The following is an 18,146-nucleotide window of genomic DNA, read 5'->3' as shown; positions in this document are numbered from 1 at the left end:
CCGTGACTGGCCTGTGACAGCTTCTGCGGCATCACGACAGCCACAGTCCAACAGAAAGCGCGGCAAAGCTCCAGTGACGCATTAGACCGAATGGGCATAGGGCCTGCGGCACCGGCCTTAGCTGCGACGGCGTCTTATTCACGGGAGTTCCGCCACAGTGGACCAGTGGTAGGCTTGCAGGGTCTTCCTGCCGAAAACTGCTCGCCATGCCTGATCCGATGTCGTCTCGCCAGCGCCGTGCCCTGCACCTGGGCTGGCAGTTCATCCGTCCGTATCGCCGGCGGGCCTTGTTGGCCTTGTTGGCCCTGGTGGTCACCGCCGCCATCACCTTGTCCATGGGGCAGGGCATTCGCCTGCTGGTCGACCAGGGCTTCATGACCGGTTCCGCGCACCAGCTCAACCAGACCATCGGCCTGTTCCTGTTGCTGGTCATGGCCCTGGCGGTGGGCACTTTCGCCCGTTTCTACCTGGTGTCATGGATCGGCGAGCGCTGCGTGGCCGATATCCGCCGCGCGGTGTTCGACCATCTGATCGGCCTGCACCCAGGTTTTTTCGAGGACAACCGCAGCTCGGAGATCCAGTCGCGGCTGACCGCCGACACCACCTTGTTGCAGTCGGTGATCGGGTCTTCGTTGTCGATGTTCCTGCGCAACGCACTGATGGTGATCGGTGGAGTGATCCTGTTGTTCGTCACCAACCCCAAGCTGACCAGTATCGTGGTGTTGGCGCTGCCATTGGTGCTGGCGCCGATCCTGTTGTTCGGGCGGCGGGTGCGCAGCCTGTCGCGGCAAAGTCAGGACCGGGTGGCTGATGTCGGCAGCTATGTGGCCGAGACCCTGGGCCAGATCAAGACGGTGCAGGCCTACAACCATGAGGCGCGCGACCGGGCGTTGTTCGGCGAGACGGTCGAGGCGGCGTTCACCGTGGCGCGCCGGCGTATCGCCCAGCGCGCCTGGCTGATCACCCTGGTGATCATGCTGGTGCTCGGTGCGGTGGGGGTGATGTTGTGGGTCGGTGGCATGGATGTGATCGCGGGGCGTATCTCCGGTGGCGAGCTGGCCGCGTTCGTGTTCTACAGCCTGATCGTCGGCAGTGCCTTCGGTACCCTGAGCGAGGTGATCGGCGAGTTGCAGCGGGCCGCCGGCGCCGCCGAGCGTATCGCCGAGCTGTTGGCGGCGCGCACCGCGATCCTGCCACCGGCGCAGCCGCTGCGGTTGCCGGGCACGCGGGTTCGGGGCGCGATCGAACTGCGCGAGGTGCGCTTTGCCTATCCGTCACGGCCGGGCATGGCGGCTATCGATGGCTTGAGCCTGCAAGTACAGCCGGGGCAGACCGTGGCGCTGGTCGGGCCTTCGGGCGCAGGCAAGTCGACCTTGTTCGACTTGCTGCTGCGCTTTCACGACCCGCAGGCGGGGGAGATCTTGCTCGATGGCCAGGTGATCACCGGGCTCGAGCCTGCCGAGCTGCGTCGCCAGTTCGCCCTGGTGGCACAACAACCGGCGCTGTTTCGCGGCACGGTGGCGGCCAATATCCGCTATGGCCGACCCGAAGCCAGCCAGGCCGAGGTCGAGGCGGCGGCGCGTAGCGCTTATGCCCATGAGTTCATCGTGCAACTGCCCGAGGGCTATGAGACGCCCTTGGGCGAGGGCGGCGTCGGCCTGTCCGGTGGCCAGCGCCAGCGCCTGGCGATTGCCCGGGCGTTGCTGCTGGACGCGCCTATCCTGTTGCTGGACGAAGCCACCAGTGCTCTCGATGCGCAGAGCGAGCACCTGATCCAGCAGGCATTGCCGCCGTTGATGGCCGGGCGCACCACCCTGGTGATCGCCCACCGGCTGGCGACCGTGCAGCATGCCGAGCGCATCGCCGTGATCGACCAGGGGCGCCTGGTTGCGGTGGGCACGCACCGCCAGTTGATCGAGCAAAACCCGCTGTACGCACGTTTGGCGGCGTTGCAGTTCAGCAGCGGCTGAGTGTTGTCGGTGTGCGCTGGCAAGGCCGGCGCCTCCCGAGGCGAGGCAGGGCTCGAGCGCTGTAGTCGACCTGTAACAATTCTGTAGCAATTGCCTGAGACTATGCTGCTCAACTGTTGCGCAAGTGCTCTACCTGGCTGCTATCGATCGATGGCGGCTTTTTTTTGGCCGGCGAGCGAGGACAAGGATGTCTGTCGGCGGCGCGGCTGCGCGCCGTTTCCTTCCCTCCTTGTTCCGAGATCCGCGATGTTGCGTAAATCCCTCAGAGTGCAAATCCTCAGCTTGCTCGGCGTCAGCCTGGCGACGATCTTGCTGATCGCCCTGGTGTGCTTCCAGTTCCTGTCCTCCAGCGTGCGCGGCTATGCCGAGCTGGTTGATGGCCCTCTGCGTGCCTCGCAGTTGATCGACGAGGCCAACCTGCAGTTCAAGATCCAGGTGCAGGAGTGGAAGAACGTGCTGTTGCGCGGGCGCCAGCCGGCCGAGCTGGACAAGTACTGGCAGCAGTTCCAGGCTCGTGAGCAACAAGTGCAGCAGCTGTTGGGGCAACTGGTCGACAGCGCGGAGCCGGCGCTCAAGGCGCCTCTGGAGCAGCTCAGGGCCAGCCACCGGCAGTTGGGCGCGAAGTATGAGCAGGGTCGCCAGGCCTTTCTGGCGGCCGGCGGCGATCCGTTGGCCGGCGACCTGGCGGTCAAGGGGGTGGATCGTGCCACCAGCGACCAGTTGAGCGCGCTGGTCGAGCAGTTGCGTGCCGATGCCGGTGGCCGCGCCGCTGAGATCAGTAGCAGTGCCGAGCGTACTGTGTGGCTGGGCCTGCTGGTGATGCTGGCCTCGGCGCTGCTGGTCGGGTTGTTCAGCCTGTGGTTGGTCAACCGCAGCCTGGTCGAGCCGATCCGGCAATTGATCGAGTACGTTGCCCAGCTCAGCCAGGGTCGTTTTGCTGCGCGGGTCGACAGTCGCCGCGAGGACGAGCTTGGCCGCCTGGCGCGGGCGGCCAATACCCTGCGTGATTTTCTTGCCGACACCGTCAGCCGGCTCAAGGACAACGCCGACGAACTGGAGAGCGCCAGCGGCCAGTTGCGCAGTATCGCCAGCGACATGGCCCATGGCACCCAGGACCAGTTCCAGCGTACCGACCAGGTGGCCACGGCCATGCACGAGATGTCCGCCACTGCCCAGGAGGTCGCCCGCCATGCCGCCGATGCCGCGCGGGCGGCGGACCAGGCTGACCACAGTGCCCAGGCAGGCGAGCAGGTGATGCAACAGACCATCGACATCATTGGCCTGGTCAACCGCGAGATCGCCGGCACGGCTACGGTGATTCGCCACCTGGAAAACGACAGCACGCGAATCGGCAAGGTACTTGAGGTGATTCGCGGGATTGCCGAACAGACCAACCTGCTGGCGCTCAATGCGGCCATCGAGGCGGCCCGCGCTGGCGAGGCGGGGCGTGGTTTTGCGGTGGTGGCCGATGAAGTGCGCAGCTTGGCCCAGCGCACGGCAGCGTCGATCGCCGAGATCCACCAGATCATCGAGGCGGTGCAGTCGGGGGCGGTGGACGCGGTCAAGGCCATCGAGAGCGGCCAGCAGCGCAGCGAGCTAGGGGCCGAGCAGGTGCAGCAGGCGGGGCAGATGCTGCAGCGCATCACCGCGGCGGTAGAGGCTATTCGCGACATGAACCGGCAGATCGCCACCGCGGCGGAGGAGCAGACCAGCGTGGCGGAGGATATTTCGCGCAACTTGGTCGAGATTACCCGGATTGCCACGGACAACCAGCAGGCGGTGCGGCATACCGAGCAGGCGGGGCAGCGCTTGCATGGGCTATCGGGGCAGCTTGGCGAGGTGACTTCGCGGTTGAGTGCCTGAGGGTTGGTCAACCCATTGGCGTAAGGCGCTGATTGCCAGTGTCGGGTCTGAGCATCGCCATCGCGGGGCAAGCCCGTTCCCACGTCTGCTCATCCTCATGGGGCTGGCGTGGGAGCGGGGCTTGCCCCGCGATGGCGATCGTTCGTCGGCACGCCGGTCCTGCCGTGCAGATTCCCTCTGTTACGTAACTGTAATCTTGACTATCCTGCGATCTGTCCCAGTACACTTTGCAACTGTTACGGTATTCTGGCTCCAGCAGTGAGCCGCACAAGAACAACGATCCCGTCCGTGCTTCGAGACAACGCCATGACCAACCTGCTGTTGTACCAGCGCATCGCCCAGCAACTGGCCGACGATATCCGGCGTGGTGTCTATCAGCCCGGCGAGCGCGTGCCTTCGGTGCGCAAGATGAGCGCCCAGCTCAATGTCAGCCATGCCACCGTGCTGCAGGCGTACGCCAACCTCGAGGATCAGGGCCTGATCCGCGCCCGGCCGCAGTCGGGCTATTACGTGCACCAGACCCCCGCGCTGACCGCGCAAACTCCGGACATCGCCCGCGTCGAACGGCCTGGCCTGGTCACCCGTGCCAGCATCATCCAGCAGGTGCTGGTCGAGGCGCGCCGTGACGGCGTGTTCCCGTTCGGCGCGGCGGTGCCCCATGTGGACTACCTGCCGGTGCGCGCGCTGCACCAGCAACTGGCCAAGGTCACCCGCTTCCACAGCCCACGCGCCTTCAGCTACATGTTCAGCCCCGGCTTCGAGCCGCTGCGTCGGCAGATCGCCATTCGCATGCGCGACGCCGGGGTCCTGGTCGATCCGCGCGAAGTGGTGGTGACCCACGGTTGTGTCGATGCCCTGCAAATGTCGTTGCGAGTGCTGACCCGCCCTGGGGATCTGATTGCCGCCGAATCGCCGACCTACTATGGGTTGCTGCAGTTGGCGGACCTGCTGGGCCTGAAGGTCATCGAAATTCCCAGCGATCCGGCTACCGGGATCAGCCTCGAAGCCTTGCAGCTGGCGGCCAACCAGTGGTCGATCAAGGCCCTGGTGTTGACGCCGCGCTTGAGCAACCCGCTGGGCGGAACCATGCCGGAGGAACGGCAGAAGCAATTGCTGCGCCTGGCCTCGGACTTCGATATCCAGATCGTCGAGGACGACATCTATGGCGAGTTGATGTTCGAGCAGGGGCGCACCAAGGCGCTCAAGGCGTTCGATCGTCTCGACCGGGTGATCTACTGCTCAAGCTTTTCCAAGACCTTGTCGCCGGGCGTGCGCGTCGGCTGGATGATCGCCGGGCGCTACCAGGACGAGATCCAACGCCTGCAGACTTTCACTACCCACTCGGCGTGCAGCGTGACGCAAATGGGGGTGGCTGCTTACCTGGAGAACGGCGGCTATGACCGCCACCTGCGCTACATCCGCCAGGAATACCGCAAGAACCTCAGCGCCTACCAGTTGGCCGTGCAGCAGCACTTCCCCGAAGGCACGCAGATGACCCGGCCCACCGGCGGGTTCATTCTCTGGGTGAGCCTGCCGGGGCGGGTCAACACCCAGGATTTGCACGTGCGAGCGCTGGAGCAGGGCATCAGCATTGCCCCAGGGCTGATCTTCAGCAATACCGAGCAGTTCAACCACTGTATCCGGCTCAATTGCGGCATTCCCTGGAACAAGGAGGCCGAGCGCGCGGTGATCACGCTGGGCCTGCTGGCCCGGCAATTGTGCCAGGAGACGTCGCTCTCACTTTTGTAGGCTTGTCAGATGCGCGGGGAACAGGGAGCATACGCGTTTTAAAGGTTGCTCCCGGTACTCATGAACGCGCTTCGTCCCCTCGCCCTCGCCCTGTGTCTCGCCTTGCCCTGGTTGCCAAGTGCGGCGGCCCAGGCCGCCGAGCCCGTGGCCAAGGCTCGGAGTGCCCAAGCCAAGCCTGCGGCCAAGGTGCCTGCCAAGCCAAAGGCGAGCGCCAAGCCCAAGGTGCCGGCAAAGCCGCAGGCCAAGGCTAAATCCAAGCCTAAGCCTAAGCCGAAGGCAAAACCGGTCAGCAAGGCGCTCGCCAAGCCCCTGCCCAAGGCCAAGGTCGACCTGAGCCTGCCCAGCGAGCTGGTCAGGCACCTCGAGCCAGACTTGGGGGATACGCCGGTGGTGCGCAAGCCCTTGCTCCCCTCGATGTTTCCCACCAAGCCTGAATCCGACAGTAGCCCCTTCCAGCTCAATGGTCGGTTGATCAGCAACGAAATGCAGCTGCAGCTGCGCAACGACAGCCGCCGGGAAGTGGAAGGGGCGGCCATCGATTTCGAATTTCGCAACTGACTATTGGGTCACGCGCGATTTCATCCGTCCGGTAATTTCAAACGTGTGTTTGGGCGGTTAGTATCCAGGGACGTTCGTCCCGCTTTGCTCCTGGGAGTCCTGTTGTCATGAAATGCCGCGAGGGTTGTGGTGCCTGCTGCATCGCCCCGTCCATCAGTTCGCCGATCCCGGGCATGCCCCAGGGCAAGCCGGCCGGCGAACGTTGCCTGCACCTGAATGTCGATAACCTCTGTGCGCTGTTCGGCAAGCCCGAGCGGCCGCCGGTATGTGGCGGCTTCAAGGCGCAAGCGGACATCTGTGGCAATGATCGGGATGAGGCCATCCGCATCATTGGGTGGCTGGAGCGGATGACGGCGGCGTGACAGGTTGGATCTTCGACAACAAGGAACAACATGATGAGATCGATCAAGCGTATTGCCCTGCTGTGTGGCATGGGAGTGGTGCTGGCGCCAGCGGCCTGGGCCGAGAACTGGCAGGTAGCCAAGGACGAGGAGGGCATCAAGGTCTCTCTCAGTGAAGTGGTGGGTTCCAAGTACAAGGCTTATCGCGGTGTGACCGTGATCAAGGCGCCGCTGGCCAAGGTCAAGGCACTGCAGGAAGACGTGGCGGGCGCCTGCGCCTGGATTCATGAGTGCAAGACCCAGAAGTTGCTCAAGACCGAGGGTGACCAGAGCTGGACCTACACCCAGTTCAACACGCCCTGGCCGGTGACGCCGCGCGACTCGATCCTGCACGTGACCACGGAGCAGGGCGCCGACGGCAGCATTACGCGCAAGCTGCAGGAAGAGCCGAAGTACCAGCCGGAGGAGAAAGGTTTCGTTCGGGTTGCCCAGGTGGAGGGTTTCTGGAAGCTGGTGCCCAAGGGTGACAGCACCGAGGTGACTTACCAGGTGCATACCGAGCCGGGCGGCAGCGTGCCGTCGTGGCTGGCCAACAAGTTCGTGGTCGATGCGCCGTTCAATACCCTGAAGGGGCTGAAGGAGCGCGCCGAGAAGAACTAAAGGCAGGCGTGTTTCCTGTGTAGGAGCGGCCTTGTGTCGCGAAAGGGCTGCGTAGCAGCCCTAGGTTCTCGAGTCAGTCTCAAGATCGTCGGGGCCGCTGCGCGGCCCTTTCGCGACACAAGGCCGCTCCTACAGAGAAGCGGATCGTGTGCCGGAACAATAAAAAAGGCTGCCCGAGGGCAGCCTTTTTGCGTTCGGCCGGCAGGCTTACTTGCGGTCTTTCAGTGCAACGATGTCGCGCTGCTCGTGACCGGTGTACAGCTGGCGCGGACGGCCGATCTTGTACGGGCCGGAGAGCATTTCCTTCCAGTGCGAGATCCAGCCCACGGTGCGTGCCAGGGCGAAGATCACCGTGAACATGCTGGTCGGGATGCCGATGGCCTTGAGAATGATGCCCGAGTAGAAGTCGACGTTCGGGTACAGCGAGCGCTCGACGAAGTACGGATCGGTGAGGGCGATCTCTTCCAGGCGCATGGCCAGTTCCAGCTGCGGGTCGTTCTTGATGCCCAGCTCGCCGAGCACTTCGTCGCAGGTCTTCTTCATCACGGTGGCGCGCGGGTCGCGGTTCTTGTACACGCGGTGACCGAAGCCCATGAGCTTGAACGGATCGTTCTTGTCCTTGGCCTTGGCGATGAACTTGTCGATGTTCGAGACATCGCCGATTTCATCGAGCATGGTCAGCACGGCTTCGTTCGCGCCACCGTGGGCAGGGCCCCACAGCGCGGCGATGCCGGCGGCGATACAGGCGAACGGGTTGGCGCCCGAGGAGCCCGCCAGGCGCACGGTGGAGGTGGAGGCGTTCTGCTCGTGGTCGGCATGGAGGATGAAGATCCGGTCCATCGCCTTGGCCAGTACCGGGCTGATCGGTTTGATCTCACACGGGGTGTTGAACATCATGTGCAGGAAGTTTTCCGCGTACGACAGGTCGTTGCGCGGGTACATCATGGGCTGGCCCATGGAGTACTTGTAGACCATCGCCGCCAGGGTCGGCATTTTCGCGACCAGGCGCACGGCGGAGATCTCGCGGTGCTGCGGGTTATTGATGTCCAGCGAGTCGTGATAGAACGCCGACAGGGCGCCGACCACGCCGCACATCACCGCCATGGGGTGAGCGTCGCGACGGAAGCCGTTGAAGAACGACTTCAACTGCTCGTGAACCATGGTGTGGTTCTTCACGGTGCTGACGAACTGGGCCTTCTGCTCGGCATTGGGCAGTTCGCCGTTGAGCAGCAGGTAGCAGGTCTCGAGGTAGTCCGATTGCTCGGCGAGCTGTTCGATCGGGTAGCCGCGGTGCAGCAGGACACCCTTGTCGCCGTCAATATAGGTGATCTTCGACTCGCACGAGGCGGTCGCCATGAAGCCGGGGTCGAAGGTGAAGTGGCCGGATGCCCCCAACCCGCGGACGTCGATAACATCGGGACCAACGGTGCCGGTTAAAATGGGCAGCTCGACGGGGGCAGCGCCCTCGATGATCAACTGCGCTTTTTTGTCAGCCATGTGGCCTCCTATTAATGCTTGAAATCATCAGACAGACCCCCCACGCAGGGCCCGCACCACTATAGAGGGATAAATTCGAATGTCAATTTGCCTAAAGGCTGGTTGAAACACCCTCTAAGGCCTGGTTTTTCACGAAATTCTCGCCCGTTTACGCCTTTTGTTCATTAAAGGCAATGCGCTATTTGGGCGATCCCCTCACGTTGTCATGAGCAGCCTAACTGTCTATACTCGGCAGCCGACTCCCAGGGGCTTTCCAGCCCGTCCTGCTGGGTGTCGTCGCTCTCCTGGGTGGTGGGTACCTGACCAGTACACTTACCAACAACTTTGCCCTGTTAGCTAGGGGCTCTTCAGTGTGAAAAAAGCCGTGAAAAGCCAACGACCTGTAAACCTAGACCTAAGGACCATCAAACTCCCGATCACCGCGTACACGTCCATTCTTCACCGTATCTCCGGCGTCATCCTGTTCCTCGGCCTTGCCATCATGCTTTACGCACTGGGCAAGTCGCTGGGTTCCGAGGAAGGCTTTGCCGAGGTGAAGGCGTGTCTGACCAGTCCGCTGGCCAAACTGGTGACCTGGGGCCTGCTGTCCGGCCTGCTGTACCACCTCGTGGCAGGTGTGCGCCACCTGATCATGGACATGGGGGTCGGTGAGACGCTGGAAGGCGGCAAGCTGGGCTCGAAAATCGTGATCGTCATCTCCGTGGTGCTGATCGTTCTGGCGGGAGTTTGGGTATGGTAACTAATGTCACGAACCTGTCGCGTTCGGGCCTCTATGACTGGATGGCGCAGCGCGTCTCGGCGGTCGTTCTCGCGGCTTACTTCATCTTCCTGATCGGCTACCTCGCCGCCCACCCGGGCATCGACTACGCCCAGTGGCACGGTCTGTTCTCCAACAACGCGATGCGTATCTTCAGTCTGCTGGCCCTGGTTGCCCTGGGCGCTCACGCCTGGGTCGGCATGTGGACCATTGCCACCGACTACCTGACGCCGATGTCCTTCGGCAAGTCGGCGACTGCGATTCGTTTCCTGTTCCAGGCGGTATGCGGCGTTGCGATGTTCGCTTACTTCGTCTGGGGTGTGCAGATTCTCTGGGGTATCTGATTCATGGCTAACATTCCAACCATTTCCTTCGACGCCATCATCATCGGTGGCGGCGGGGCAGGCATGCGCGCAGCGCTGCAACTGGCTCAAGGCGGCCACAAGACCGCCGTAGTCACCAAGGTCTTCCCGACCCGTTCGCACACCGTTTCTGCCCAGGGCGGCATCACCTGCGCCATCGCTTCGGCCGACCCGAACGACGACTGGCGCTGGCACATGTACGATACCGTCAAGGGTTCCGACTACATCGGTGACCAGGACGCTATCGAATACATGTGTCAGGAAGGTCCGGCCGCGGTCTTCGAGCTGGATCACATGGGCCTGCCGTTCTCCCGTACCGAAACCGGTCGCATCTACCAGCGTCCATTCGGTGGCCAGTCCAAGGACTTCGGCAAGGGTGGCCAGGCTGCCCGTACCTGCGCCGCCTCCGACCGTACCGGTCACGCGCTGCTGCACACCCTGTACCAGGGCAACCTGAAGGCAGGCACCACTTTCCTCAACGAGTACTACGCCGTTGACCTGGTGAAGAACCAGGACGGCGCTTTCGTCGGTGTGATCGCGATCTGCATCGAAACCGGCGAAACCATGTACATCAAGTCCAAGGCCACCGTATTGGCCACTGGCGGTGCCGGCCGTATCTACGCCTCCACCACCAACGCCCTGATCAATACCGGCGACGGTATCGGCATGGCCCTGCGTGCCGGCGTGCCGGTGCAGGACATCGAGATGTGGCAGTTCCACCCGACCGGCATCGCCGGCGCCGGCGTACTGGTCACCGAGGGTTGCCGCGGTGAGGGTGGCTACCTGATCAACGCCCACGGCGAGCGCTTCATGGAGCGTTACGCGCCGAACGCCAAAGACTTGGCCGGCCGCGACGTGGTTGCCCGTTCCATGGTCAAGGAAATCATCGCCGGCAACGGCGTGGGTCCGAACAAGGACCACGTGCTGCTGAAGCTGGACCACCTCGGCGAGGAAGTGCTGCACAGCCGCCTGCCAGGCATCTGCGAACTGTCCAAGACCTTCGCTCACGTCGACCCTGTGGTCGCGCCGGTTCCGGTCGTACCGACCTGCCACTACATGATGGGCGGCGTTGCCACCAACATTCACGGCCAGGCCATCACCATGGATGCCGAAGGCAAGGATCACATCATTCCGGGTCTGTTCGCCGTGGGTGAAGTGGCCTGCGTATCGGTTCACGGTGCCAACCGCCTGGGTGGCAACTCGCTGCTCGACCTGGTGGTCTTCGGTCGCGCCGCCGGCCTGCACCTGGAAAAGGCCCTGAGCGATGGCGTCGAGTACCGCGATGCCAGCGACACCGACGTCGATGTTGCCCTGAACCGCCTGAACAAGCTCAACGAGCGCACCACTGGCGAAGACGTTGCCAGCCTGAAGCGCGAGCTGCAGAGCTGCATGCAGAACTACTTCGGTGTGTTCCGTACCGGCGAATACATGCAGAAGGGTATCGAGCAACTGGCCGGCCTGCGTGACCGCATCGCCAACGTCAAGATCAACGACAAGTCCCAGGCCTTCAACACCGCGCGTATCGAAGCGCTGGAGCTGCAGAACCTGCTGGAAGTCGCCGAAGCTACCGCCATTGCCGCCGAAGCCCGTAAAGAGTCCCGCGGCGCGCACGCCCGTGAAGACTTCGAAGACCGTGACGACGAAAACTGGCTGTGCCACACCCTGTACTACCCGGGTGAGAAGCGCGTCGCCAAGCGTGGCGTCAACTTTGCGCCGAAGACAGTTCCTGCCTTCGAACCAAAAGTCCGGACTTACTAAGGGTGGCCGCTATGTTGAAAGTCGAAGTTTATCGTTACAACCCGGACACCGACTCGGCGCCCAAGATGGAGTCGTTCGACGTCGATACCGGCGGCAAGGACCTGATGGTGCTGGACGTGCTGGCGCTGATCAAGGAGAAGGACGAGGGCTTCTCGTACCGTCGCTCCTGCCGTGAAGGCGTTTGCGGTTCCGATGGCATGAACATGAACGGCAAGAACGGCCTGGCCTGCATCACCCCGCTGTCGGGCGTGGTCAAGGGCAACAAGCTGGTGCTGCGTCCGCTGCCTGGCCTGCCGGTCATTCGTGACTTGGTGGTCGATATGAGCATCTTCTACAAGCAGTACGAGAAGGTGAAGCCGTTCCTGCAAAACGACACGCCGGCCCCGGCCATCGAGCGTCTGCAGTCGCCGGAAGATCGCGACAAGCTGGACGGTCTGTACGAGTGCATCCTGTGCGCTTGCTGCTCGACCTCCTGCCCTTCGTTCTGGTGGAACCCAGACAAGTTCCTGGGCCCTGCCGCGCTGCTGCAGGCCTATCGCTTCCTGGCCGACAGCCGTGACACCAAGACTCAGGAGCGCCTGGCGTCCCTGGATGACCCGTTCAGCGTATTCCGCTGCCGCGGGATCATGAACTGCGTGAACGTCTGCCCGAAGGGTCTGAACCCGACCAAGGCAATCGGTCATGTGCGTAACATGCTGCTGCAAAGCGGCACCTGATTCACCGTTGTACCTGCAGTAAGCCGAGGTGCGGGTGGTGAGCCCGCACTGAGGTAAAACCCGAGCAAGGGCCCACAAAGCCCGCGCTCATTACCTATGAAGATATGAGACCAGCAGGGGCTTCCGGGCTGGTACCCGGAAAATCAGCAGGATCCAGGTGGCGTGGTTCAGTCGCTGTGTTCGGACTTTTCCAGGTTTGCTGTGGCTCTCGCCGATCAGTCCCCTAACCGAGGGTGACCAAGCATGCAAGAAAGCGTGATGCAGCGCATGTGGGAAAGCGCCCACCTTTCAGGTGGTAACGCTGCATATGTGGAAGAGCTTTATGAGCTCTACCTGCACGACCCTAACGCTGTGCCAGAAGAGTGGCGCACTTACTTCCAGAAATTGCCCGCCGACGGCAGCACCGCTACCGATGTATCGCACTCGACGATCCGCGACCATTTCGTATTGCTGGCAAAGAACCAGCGCCGCGCCCAACCGGTTTCCGCCGGGAGCGTGAGCAGTGAACACGAGAAGAAGCAGGTTGAAGTTCTGCGACTGATCCAGGCCTATCGTATGCGCGGCCATCAGGCTGCCAAGCTCGACCCGTTGGGGTTGTGGCAGCGTCCTGCGCCCGTAGACCTGTCGATCAATCACTACGGCTTGACCAATGCCGATCTTGATACGACCTTCCGTGCCGGCGACCTGTTCATCGGCAAAGAGGAAGCGAGCCTACGCGAAATCTTCGAGGCGCTCGAGAAGACATATTGTCGCACCATTGGTGCCGAATTCACCCACATCGTCGATTCCGAGCAGCGCAGCTGGTTCCAGCAGCGCCTGGAAAGCGTACGTGGCCGTCCGGAATTCTCCGCCGATGTGCAGGCTCACCTGCTCGAGCGCGTCACGGCCGGTGAGGGCCTGGAGAAGTACCTGGGCACCAAGTACCCAGGCACCAAGCGTTTCGGTCTGGAAGGCGGCGAAAGCCTGATCCCGATGCTGGACGAAATGATCCAGCGCTCCGGTTCCTATGGCACCAAGGAAGTCGTGATCGGCATGGCCCACCGTGGCCGCCTGAACGTGCTCGTCAACACCTTCGGCAAGAACCCGCGCGAGCTGTTCGACGAGTTCGAAGGCAAGAAGATGAACGAGCTGGGCTCCGGTGACGTGAAGTATCACCAGGGCTTCTCCTCCAACGTGATGACCACAGGTGGCGAAGTGCACCTGGCCATGGCGTTCAACCCTTCCCACCTGGAAATCGTCTCGCCAGTGGTGGAGGGTTCGGTTCGCGCCCGCCAGGACCGTCGTAACGACACCGTTGGCGACAAGGTTCTGCCGATCTCGATCCACGGCGACGCTGCGTTCGCCGGCCAGGGTGTGGTCATGGAAACCTTCCAGATGTCGCAGACCCGCGGTTTCAAGACCGGCGGTACCGTGCACATCGTGATCAACAACCAGGTTGGCTTCACCATCAGCAACCCGCTGGACGCGCGCTCCACCGAGTACGCCACCGACGTTGCCAAGATGATCCAGGCGCCGATCCTGCACGTGAACGGCGATGACCCGGAAGCGGTGCTGTTCGTCACCCAGCTGGCCATCGACTACCGCATGCAGTTCAAGCGTGACGTGGTCATCGACCTGGTCTGCTACCGTCGTCGCGGCCACAACGAGGCCGACGAGCCGAACGGCACCCAGCCGTTGATGTATCAGCAGATCAGCAAGCAGCGCACCACTCGCGAATTGTATGCAGAGGCGCTGATCCAGGCCGGTCGCATCGACGCCGAGCGCGCCCAGGCCAAGATCGACGAGTACCGCAACGCGCTGGACAACGGTCTGCATGTGGTCAAGAGCCTGGTCAAGGAGCCGAACCGCGAGCTGTTCGTCGACTGGCGCCCTTACCTGGGCCATGCCTGGACCGCGCGTCACGACACCCGCTTCGACCTCAAGACCCTGCAGGAACTGTCGGCCAAGTTGCTGGAACTGCCGGAAGGCTTCGTCGTCCAGCGCCAGGTCGCGAAGATCTACGAAGACCGCCAGAAGATGCAGGCCGGTGGCCTGCCGATCAACTGGGGTTATGCAGAGACCATGGCCTACGCCACCCTGCAGTTCGAAGGTCACCCGATCCGCATGACCGGCCAGGATATCGGCCGTGGCACCTTCTCGCACCGGCACGCGGTGCTGCACAACCAGAAGGACGCCAGCACCTACGTACCGCTGAAGAACCTGTTCCCGGGCCAGCCGCGTTTCGACCTGTACGACTCCTTCCTCTCGGAAGAAGCGGTACTGGCCTTCGAATACGGCTACTCGACCACCACGCCGAACGCGCTGGTGATCTGGGAAGCCCAGTTCGGCGACTTCGCCAACGGTGCGCAAGTGGTTATCGACCAGTTCATCACCAGCGGCGAGCACAAGTGGGGCCGCCTGTGCGGTCTGACCATGCTGCTGCCACACGGTTATGAAGGGCAGGGCCCGGAGCACTCCTCCGCGCGTCTGGAACGCTACCTGCAGCTGTGCGCCGAGCACAACATCCAGGTCTGCGTACCGACTACCCCGGCACAGATCTACCACCTGCTGCGTCGCCAGGTCATCCGTCCGCTGCGCAAGCCACTGATCGTGCTGACGCCGAAGTCGCTGCTGCGCCACAAGCTGGCCATCTCGACCCTGGAAGACCTGGCCGAAGGCTCGTTCCAGACCGTGATCCCGGAAATCGACGCGATCGATCCGGCCAAGGTCGAGCGCCTGGTGCTGTGTGGTGGCAAGGTCTACTACGACCTACTGGAAAAACGCCGTGCCGAAGGCCGCGAAGACATCGCCATCGTGCGTATCGAGCAGCTGTATCCGTTCCCTGAGGACGACCTGGTCGAAATCCTGGCACCGTACACCAACCTCAAGCATGCGGTGTGGTGTCAGGAAGAACCGATGAACCAGGGCGCCTGGTACAGCAGCCAGCACCACATGCGCCGTATCCTGGGCCGCCACAACAAGGCGCTGGTCCTGGAATATGCCGGCCGCGACGCATCCGCCGCGCCAGCCTGTGGTTACGCATCGAAGCACGCCGAACAGCAGGAAAAACTGCTGCAAGACGCCTTCACTGTCTAACGCCTTCGCGCACCTGAAACCGAATTTAAGGAAACACTGCTAATGGCTATCGAGATCAAAGCCCCAACCTTCCCGGAATCGGTCGCCGACGGCACCGTTGCCACCTGGCACAAGCAGCCGGGCGACGCCGTCAAGCGTGACGAGCTGATCGTCGACATCGAAACCGACAAAGTCGTCCTGGAAGTCCTGGCCACCGCCGATGGCGTGCTGGGTGCCATCGTCAAGGGCGAGGGCGACACCGTCCTGTCCGACGAAGTCCTGGGCTCGATCGTTGAAGGTGGCGTCGCCGCCGCCGCGCCCGCTGCCGCCCCGGCCGCTGCTGCTCCGGCTGCCGCCGCCGCTGCCGACGCAGGCGAAGACGACCCGGTTGCCGCCCCGGCCGCGCGCAAGCTGGCTGAAGAGAACGGCATCGACCTGGCTACCGTTGCCGGCACCGGCAAAGGCGGTCGCATCACCAAGGAAGACGTCGTCGCCGCCGTCGCCAACAAGAAATCGGCCCCGGCGCCGGCTGCCAAGCCTGCCGCTGCCACCGCTGCCCCGGTTGTGGTTGCCGCAGGCGACCGCACCGAGAAGCGTGTGCCGATGACCCGCCTGCGCGCCAAGATCGCCGAGCGTCTGGTCGAAGCCCAGTCGAACATGGCCATGCTGACCACCTTCAACGAAGTCGACATGACCGAAGTCATGGCCCTGCGTTCGAAGTACAAGGACCTGTTCGAGAAGACCCACAACGGCGTACGCCTGGGCTTCATGTCGTTCTTCGTCAAGGCTGCCACCGAGGCGCTGAAGCGCTTCCCGGCCGTCAACGCCTCGATCGACGGCAACGACATCGTCTACCACGGTTATGCCGACGTCGGTGTCGCGGTCTCCAGCGACCGTGGCCTGGTGGTACCGGTACTGCGCAACGCCGAGTCGATGTCGCTGGCCGAGATCGAGAACGGCATCGCCACCTTCGGCAAGAAGGCCCGTGACGGCAAGCTGGCCATCGAAGAGATGACCGGCGGTACCTTCACCATCACCAACGGTGGTACCTTCGGTTCGATGATGTCGACCCCGATCGTCAACCCGCCGCAGGCCGCGATCCTGGGCATGCACAACATCATCCAGCGCCCGATGGCCATCAATGGCCAAGTGGTGATCCGCCCGATGATGTACCTGGCGCTGTCCTACGACCACCGCCTGATCGACGGCAAGGAAGCGGTAACCTTCCTGGTGACCATCAAGAACCTGCTGGAAGATCCGTCTCGCCTGCTGCTGGACATCTAATCAACTAGCTGTCTATCGTCCGGCCCCGGCCTCGCAAGAGGCGGGGCCGCACGGTTCGCGGCTTGTAGCTTGTAGCTGATAAGGAATCTTTTATGACCCAGAAATTCGACGTAGTGGTGATTGGTGCAGGTCCTGGCGGCTATGTGGCTGCCATCAAGGCTGCCCAGCTTGGTCTGAAGACTGCCTGTATCGAGAAATACACCGACGCCGAGGGCAAGCTGGCCCTGGGCGGTACCTGCCTGAACGTAGGCTGCATTCCGTCCAAGGCGCTGCTGGACAGCTCCTGGAAGTACAAGGAAGCCAAAGAGAGCTTCAATGTCCACGGTATCTCCACTGGTGAAGTGAAGATGGACGTCGCCGCGATGGTTGGCCGCAAGGCTGGCATCGTCAAGAACCTGACCGGTGGCGTCGCCACCCTGTTCAAGGCCAACGGCGTTACTTCGATCCAGGGCCACGGCAAGCTGCTGGCTGGCAAGAAAGTCGAAGTCACCAAGGCTGATGGCACCACCGAAGTCATCGAAGCCGAAAACGTGATCCTGGCTTCCGGTTCGCGTCCGATCGACATTCCACCGGCTCCGGTCGACCAGAACGTCATCGTCGACTCCACCGGCGCCCTGGAATTCCAGACCGTGCCAAAACGCCTGGGCGTGATCGGTGCTGGCGTCATCGGCCTGGAACTGGGCTCGGTATGGGCCCGTCTGGGCGCTGAAGTGACCGTCCTGGAAGCTCTGGACACCTTCCTGATGGCTGCCGACACCGCAGTGTCGAAAGAAGCCCAGAAGACCCTGACCAAGCAAGGCCTGGACATCAAGCTGGGCGCGCGCGTCACCGGCTCGAAAGTCAACGGCAACGAAGTCGAAGTCACCTACACCAACGCCGAAGGCGAGCAGAAGATCACCTTCGACAAGCTGATCGTCGCGGTCGGCCGTCGTCCAGTGACCACCGACCTGCTGGCCGCCGACAGCGGCGTGACCATCGACGAGCGTGGCTACATCTTCGTCGACGATCACTGCGCCACCAGCGTGCCGGGCGTGTTCGCCATCGGTGACGTGGTGCGTGGCATGATGCTGGCGCACAAGGCCTCGGAAGAGGGCATCATGGTCGTCGAGCGCATCAAGGGCCACAAGGCTCAGATGAACTACGACCTGATCCCCTCGGTCATCTACACCCACCCGGAAATCGCGTGGGTCGGCAAGACCGAACAGGCGTTGAAAGCCGAAGGCGTTGAGGTTAACGTGGGCACCTTCCCGTTCGCGGCCAGCGGCCGTGCGATGGCGGCCAACGATACCGGCGGTTTCGTCAAGGTCATCGCCGATGCCAAGACCGACCGCGTACTGGGTGTGCACGTGATTGGCCCATCGGCTGCCGAGCTGGTGCAGCAGGGCGCGATCGCAATGGAATTCGGCACCAGTGCCGAGGATCTGGGCATGATGGTCTTCAGCCATCCGACCCTGTCCGAAGCGTTGCATGAAGCAGCGCTGGCGGTGAATGGCGGTGCCATTCACGTCGCCAACCGTAAGAAGCGTTAATTATAAGAAACCACGGCGGGCTGCCCGTCGTGGGTCTTGCGTGCAAGA

The 18,146-nt window shown here is 62.8% G+C and carries 14 protein-coding genes and 1 pseudogene; 14 read left to right on the top strand and 1 reads right to left on the bottom strand.

Annotated features, from left to right (window positions below):
- The first annotated feature begins 206 nt into the window (after positions 1-206).
- The 7 genes and pseudogenes from E3U47_RS18720 to E3U47_RS18695 all read left to right on the top strand — a co-directional run bounded on the left by E3U47_RS18720 (position 207) and on the right by E3U47_RS18695 (position 7,141).
- On the top strand, positions 207-1,970 hold the full coding sequence (locus tag E3U47_RS18720; RefSeq protein ID WP_134693154.1) for an ABC transporter transmembrane domain-containing protein: 1,764 nt from the start codon (positions 207-209) through the stop codon (positions 1,968-1,970).
- A 102-nt stretch (positions 1,971-2,072) separates the two neighbouring features.
- Positions 2,073-2,900 (top strand): annotated as a pseudogene (locus E3U47_RS25530) (hypothetical protein); the annotation flags it as partial.
- Between the two features lie 165 nt (positions 2,901-3,065).
- Entirely contained in the window at positions 3,066-3,833 is a 768-nt protein-coding gene (locus E3U47_RS25525; protein WP_372239527.1) for a methyl-accepting chemotaxis protein, read from the top strand.
- A 306-nt stretch (positions 3,834-4,139) separates the two neighbouring features.
- The gene (locus tag E3U47_RS18710; protein ID WP_134693174.1) at positions 4,140-5,582 is read left to right on the top strand and encodes a PLP-dependent aminotransferase family protein; all 1,443 of its coding nucleotides are present in this window, start codon (positions 4,140-4,142) and stop codon (positions 5,580-5,582) included.
- A 60-nt stretch (positions 5,583-5,642) separates the two neighbouring features.
- The gene (locus tag E3U47_RS18705; RefSeq protein ID WP_134693152.1) at positions 5,643-6,140 is read left to right on the top strand and encodes a hypothetical protein; all 498 of its coding nucleotides are present in this window, start codon (positions 5,643-5,645) and stop codon (positions 6,138-6,140) included.
- Positions 6,141-6,247: 107 nt separating this feature from the next.
- Complete coding sequence (locus E3U47_RS18700) at positions 6,248-6,502, top strand: YkgJ family cysteine cluster protein (RefSeq protein WP_134693151.1); 255 nt, start codon at positions 6,248-6,250, stop codon at positions 6,500-6,502.
- 33 nt (positions 6,503-6,535) lie between these two features.
- The gene (locus E3U47_RS18695) at positions 6,536-7,141 is read left to right on the top strand and encodes an START domain-containing protein (RefSeq protein ID WP_134693173.1); all 606 of its coding nucleotides are present in this window, start codon (positions 6,536-6,538) and stop codon (positions 7,139-7,141) included.
- A 207-nt stretch (positions 7,142-7,348) separates the two neighbouring features.
- Here the strand turns inward: E3U47_RS18695 and gltA are convergent, their stop codons facing one another.
- Complete coding sequence (gene gltA / locus E3U47_RS18690; RefSeq protein WP_134693150.1) at positions 7,349-8,638, bottom strand: citrate synthase; 1,290 nt, start codon at positions 8,636-8,638, stop codon at positions 7,349-7,351.
- 352 nt (positions 8,639-8,990) lie between these two features.
- On the opposite strand from gltA, the gene sdhC reads away from it, so the two are divergent.
- From sdhC to lpdA, 7 genes are all read left to right on the top strand, one after another.
- Positions 8,991-9,377, top strand: a complete 387-nt coding sequence (gene sdhC / locus E3U47_RS18685; protein WP_023628897.1) for a succinate dehydrogenase, cytochrome b556 subunit — start codon at positions 8,991-8,993, stop codon at positions 9,375-9,377.
- Positions 9,371-9,739 carry a succinate dehydrogenase, hydrophobic membrane anchor protein gene (sdhD, locus tag E3U47_RS18680; protein WP_011534754.1) on the top strand — a complete coding sequence of 123 codons (369 nt, stop codon included), beginning with the start codon at positions 9,371-9,373 and terminating at the stop codon, positions 9,737-9,739. The genes sdhC and sdhD overlap by 7 nt, the downstream gene beginning before the upstream one ends.
- Before the next feature lie 3 nt (positions 9,740-9,742).
- Entirely contained in the window at positions 9,743-11,515 is a 1,773-nt protein-coding gene (sdhA, locus tag E3U47_RS18675) for a succinate dehydrogenase flavoprotein subunit (RefSeq protein WP_065861960.1), read from the top strand.
- Positions 11,516-11,526: 11 nt separating this feature from the next.
- On the top strand, positions 11,527-12,231 hold the full coding sequence (locus E3U47_RS18670; protein ID WP_012315348.1) for a succinate dehydrogenase iron-sulfur subunit: 705 nt from the start codon (positions 11,527-11,529) through the stop codon (positions 12,229-12,231).
- A 243-nt stretch (positions 12,232-12,474) separates the two neighbouring features.
- Entirely contained in the window at positions 12,475-15,306 is a 2,832-nt protein-coding gene (locus E3U47_RS18665) for a 2-oxoglutarate dehydrogenase E1 component (RefSeq protein WP_134693149.1), read from the top strand.
- A 42-nt stretch (positions 15,307-15,348) separates the two neighbouring features.
- Positions 15,349-16,569 carry a 2-oxoglutarate dehydrogenase complex dihydrolipoyllysine-residue succinyltransferase gene (gene odhB, locus E3U47_RS18660; protein WP_134693148.1) on the top strand — a complete coding sequence of 407 codons (1,221 nt, stop codon included), beginning with the start codon at positions 15,349-15,351 and terminating at the stop codon, positions 16,567-16,569.
- A gap of 92 nt (positions 16,570-16,661) precedes the next feature.
- Positions 16,662-18,098 carry a dihydrolipoyl dehydrogenase gene (gene lpdA / locus E3U47_RS18655; protein ID WP_012273351.1) on the top strand — a complete coding sequence of 479 codons (1,437 nt, stop codon included), beginning with the start codon at positions 16,662-16,664 and terminating at the stop codon, positions 18,096-18,098.
- Positions 18,099-18,146: the final 48 nt, after the last annotated feature.

It is taken from the genome of Pseudomonas sp. RIT623 (genome assembly GCF_004519305.1).
Lineage (GTDB): Bacteria > Pseudomonadota > Gammaproteobacteria > Pseudomonadales > Pseudomonadaceae > Aquipseudomonas.
The sequence above is the reverse complement of the archived record's forward strand: the minus strand, read 5'-3'. Positions and strand labels throughout refer to the sequence as shown.

Coding starts and splice junctions, on each gene's coding strand:
- E3U47_RS18670 (WP_012315348.1), top strand. CDS start 11,527: ATGTTGAAAGTCGAAGTTTATCGTTACAACCCGGACACCGACTCGGCG.
- E3U47_RS18705 (WP_134693152.1), top strand. CDS start 5,643: ATGAACGCGCTTCGTCCCCTCGCCCTCGCCCTGTGTCTCGCCTTGCCC.
- E3U47_RS18700 (WP_134693151.1), top strand. CDS start 6,248: ATGAAATGCCGCGAGGGTTGTGGTGCCTGCTGCATCGCCCCGTCCATC.
- E3U47_RS18720 (WP_134693154.1), top strand. CDS start 207: ATGCCTGATCCGATGTCGTCTCGCCAGCGCCGTGCCCTGCACCTGGGC.
- gltA (WP_134693150.1), bottom strand. CDS start 8,638: ATGGCTGACAAAAAAGCGCAGTTGATCATCGAGGGCGCTGCCCCCGTC.
- sdhD (WP_011534754.1), top strand. CDS start 9,371: ATGGTAACTAATGTCACGAACCTGTCGCGTTCGGGCCTCTATGACTGG.
- E3U47_RS25525 (WP_372239527.1), top strand. CDS start 3,066: ATGGCCCATGGCACCCAGGACCAGTTCCAGCGTACCGACCAGGTGGCC.
- odhB (WP_134693148.1), top strand. CDS start 15,349: ATGGCTATCGAGATCAAAGCCCCAACCTTCCCGGAATCGGTCGCCGAC.
- E3U47_RS18665 (WP_134693149.1), top strand. CDS start 12,475: ATGCAAGAAAGCGTGATGCAGCGCATGTGGGAAAGCGCCCACCTTTCA.
- lpdA (WP_012273351.1), top strand. CDS start 16,662: ATGACCCAGAAATTCGACGTAGTGGTGATTGGTGCAGGTCCTGGCGGC.
- E3U47_RS18695 (WP_134693173.1), top strand. CDS start 6,536: ATGAGATCGATCAAGCGTATTGCCCTGCTGTGTGGCATGGGAGTGGTG.
- sdhA (WP_065861960.1), top strand. CDS start 9,743: ATGGCTAACATTCCAACCATTTCCTTCGACGCCATCATCATCGGTGGC.
- E3U47_RS18710 (WP_134693174.1), top strand. CDS start 4,140: ATGACCAACCTGCTGTTGTACCAGCGCATCGCCCAGCAACTGGCCGAC.